The sequence below is a fragment of the Bacteroidota bacterium genome (assembly GCA_021300195.1).
Taxonomy (GTDB): domain Bacteria; phylum Bacteroidota; class Bacteroidia; order J057; family JAJTIE01; genus JAJTIE01.
Window position 1 is genome coordinate 1 of sequence record JAJTIE010000057.1, and the last position, 3,363, is coordinate 3,363.

The 3,363-nt window shown below is 55.0% G+C and carries 2 protein-coding genes; both read right to left on the bottom strand.

Going from position 1 to position 3,363, the window contains the following annotated elements; genetic code table 11:
- Positions 1-1,971 (bottom strand): choice-of-anchor J domain-containing protein (locus tag LW884_10915; GenBank protein MCE3008838.1); only part of this gene is annotated, 1,971 nt, incomplete at its 3' end.
- 164 nt (positions 1,972-2,135) lie between these two features.
- Positions 2,136-3,110: a DUF5777 family beta-barrel protein gene (locus LW884_10920; GenBank protein ID MCE3008839.1), complete on the bottom strand. Its 975-nt coding sequence runs from the start codon at positions 3,108-3,110 to the stop codon at positions 2,136-2,138.
- Positions 3,111-3,363 lie beyond the last annotated feature (253 nt).

A 3,363-nucleotide genomic window follows, 5' to 3' on the forward strand; every position in this document is an offset into this window, starting at 1 on the left:
CCCACTAAAACCAGCATAGTTGGCGGGTAGGCTGGCGCTACGTGACCAAGCATTGGTGCCACTGCCCGAAACATTTACCGGTAACCAGCCAAAATCGCTGGCATCAAAGTCCGCCTCGTACGGAAACGTATTGACAAAGGGTGTTGATACGGTTACGCTTCGTCTGGCAGTATCCCCCCTAAGCATCACATCCGTATTTAACTGCGTGTAGGTGGTAATAGAATAACTACCCACCGCACTCAGATCCATACCGTTGATGAATGTATAATCGATAAAGTCAGAGCCATTTATCGGCCCGGGAATGGTTTCGTTCAGCGTCTGGGTGCCCAGGGGACCTACGATCTTCGCCTCGACGGGTATGTTCGAGATGGGAGTACAGCGTTTGTTATACACACGGATGGTATGGATCGTATTCGTGTTATATGTACAGCTACCGCTTGGGCTATCCTGGGGAGCCAGAATACTACTAATTCCTACATCCGGGCCATCGGTTACGATCTGGAAATTATCTAAGGCAAACTCGGCAGGCACGCCATTGGGTATCCAGGCTACATGCAGCCAGACACGAAACCGAACACAGGTCTGGCCGATCAGGCCACAAAGGTCTGTATTAGCCCTCCGCCAGGCGGGCACAGTAGCAGTAAGGGCGGTACCAGACAAGCCAGGAGCACCCCAGCCGGTGGTCCAGCCAGAGTGGGTGGGCTGGTACCAGCCCGGCTCTTCGTTATTACCCAAGTCGGTCCAGCTGCCGTTGCCATTCAGCTCATACTGCACTACTACGCGGCTGCCCCAGCAGCAGTTCAGGATGTTGCCAATCTTCATCTTGAAGTCCATGGCAAGGGCAAGGTTTGAACCTGCCGCTACCGTACTAAAGTCGAAGAACGGGCTGACTATATGGGGTGAGGAGCCATTGTTTGCAAAAGTAATGGTGCGCCAGGCGTTGCCCTGGCTGGCATCCGCGCCGGTAAAGCCTGCATAGCCTGCGGGCAGTGCGCCCCACTGCCAGGTTTGGCCACCGGTGCCGGCTGTCAGGGTCCAGCCTCCGTCGCTATTGTTAAAGTTCTCACTAAAAGGATATACATTGACCCGACTGGCGCGGCTGGTGGTGAAGCTGTTGTTATCCAGATATCCGTCGGTACCAAGGCCTGCACTGGCCACAAAAGTATACACCCCACCAATAGACATATTCATCGTGGTGGGCATATTGTAGCTAATGCTACCGCCTGCAGGTATAATGCCGGTATAGGTTCCAGTTAGATTCGCACTATTGGGCCCGGTTACGGCCACTGTTATCGGCAGGTTGGTCAGGTTCGCCGCCTCGGCGCTAAAGTTGGTAAGGGTTACGGTCACGGTTTCGGTGGCCGAATAGGTGCTGCTACAGGTAAGGTAAGCCGGTGCCACCAGGCCGGTAATACCTACATCCGGATCGGCAAAGAGTTTTACATTATCCACGATCCAGTACAGGCCGGCCACGCCGCCATCGGTGTAGCGAAAGCGCACGCGTACATTGGCCTGTCCGGCGGCCTGCGCACTTATGTCAATGCGGGTAAAAGCGGGCGAAGCGAGCGAACCCTGGGTTACCAGCTCGTAGTTGACCAAAGTAGTCCAGGTGGTTCCTCCGTCTATGCTCAGCTCTACAAAGGCTCCAGTGTTTTCTACCCCCGGAAAGTACTGATCGAAGCTCAAGACGGCAGAGGTACGGCCAATAAAGCTAACGGTGGGAGATACCAGGGCCGCTTCGTTGGGCGATACCGCAGGCCCTAGGCCCTGATCATCAAACTGTGCGTATCGACCATTACTGCCAAAGGCAAGGGTATTGGCAAATATCCATCCCTGTGTGCCCTGTATCACCGTGTTGGTCCAACCGCTGGGGGGATTTCCGGCAGAAAAATCCTGATTAACAAGTACATCTGCCCTGGAGAATGACCAGACGGAAGCAAGAACAAAAATCCAGACTGAAATTTTCGACATGGTATTTGATTTCGTATTGCAAAATACGTAATCAATACGGTGTTTTCAATTCCAGTTTGGCAGCTATGCCCTGATTTTGAACTGAACTGTTCATATTTGTGCCTGAACGGTTCGAATACCAGACTGGAGCGGTGCGCTACGGGCCCTGGTTGGGCGTGCAATGGCTAGCCTGGGGTCAGGGTATCGTCGTCGCTCCACTCAAATTTTAGGGGCTCAGGTTCCGGCCGTAGTCGAAATGAATAACTCCAGCCAAGGCCGAGCCTCCAGCCTGCTCCCTCCCAGCTGCTGGGCGAGCTACGTATAAACTGCCGGGGGTGCAGGCTACCCACATTGCTGGCCGTCAGCCAGATCTGGTTTTGGCCAAAGTGAAAGACCGTAGAGAGGCTGATGGGCTCCTGATAGGCCGACAGGGTATTATCTGCCAGAAAGCCGGAGAAACTATAGAGGTAGTCGGCCTGGAGGCTAAGCCAGGTAGCAGGCTGATAGGCCATGCCTAGCCCTAGCGCCAGATAGTCATTCGGCTCGCGCACCTGGTTGCCCTGCGCATCCGGATAGGTCAGGTCGCGCACATTTATATGCAAGTGCATGGGAGAGGCCAGGAAGCTCCACTTTCGAATCCTCCGGCTGATGATCAGGGTGTTTGTGTACAGTAGCCTGTTTAGAAAGCGGTCGTACAAGCGTCTGTCATCGGCCTGGCGCGCATTGGCCTGGGTGGTGGCAGAGATGCCCAGGCGATAGGTAAGCGTAAAGGGATGCCTGCCATGCCGCTGGCGGTACAGGGCCAGGCCTAGGCCCATATCCAGCAGCTCGGCCTGGCGCGTGCGGCTCAGGCTTGCGTACAGGCGCCTGCCCAGCCCGTAGCGTAGGCCTATCTGCACATCGCTGCTACTGTCTATGCCCCACAGCCGGTTTCCGCCCAGATCTACGGAACCCTGTCGGGTATGAAAAAAAGGCTCCAGAACGTATTTGCCCGGCATGTAATCCGTATATAAAATACCCGTGGTGGCCGTGCCAAAGGCAGCGCCCGTAAGGGTACCCACCGATGCACTATCGTGCTGGGCAGGCCCCGATGCGGCCACCTGCGCCAAGCCACCCTGCAGGTGCAGCAGCAGCAAGCTGAAAAGGCCAAAAGCTTTCATCGGCCCAAGATACGAAGCCTCTGTTACACGCTGCCAGCTACAGACACAATGGAAACCAGCCATGCAAATCGCTGCCCTATCCGTCCCTATTCCATTTTCGATACTTAATGCATACAGCTCTTCTTCCTGTCTATTATTCCTCTCTGCACTAGGCAATACATACAGCTGATGGCCCATAGGCTGTAGAGTCATTACAGGCGGATCGGGGTACAAGCGGTGGGCACCTGCAACTCTTTCTGTGCGAGGCTGGTAC

Bases quoted from the DNA above. Each gene is read 5' to 3' on its own strand.
- LW884_10920 (MCE3008839.1), bottom strand. From the start codon at position 3,110: ATGAAAGCTTTTGGCCTTTTCAGCTTGCTGCTGCTGCACCTGCAGGGT.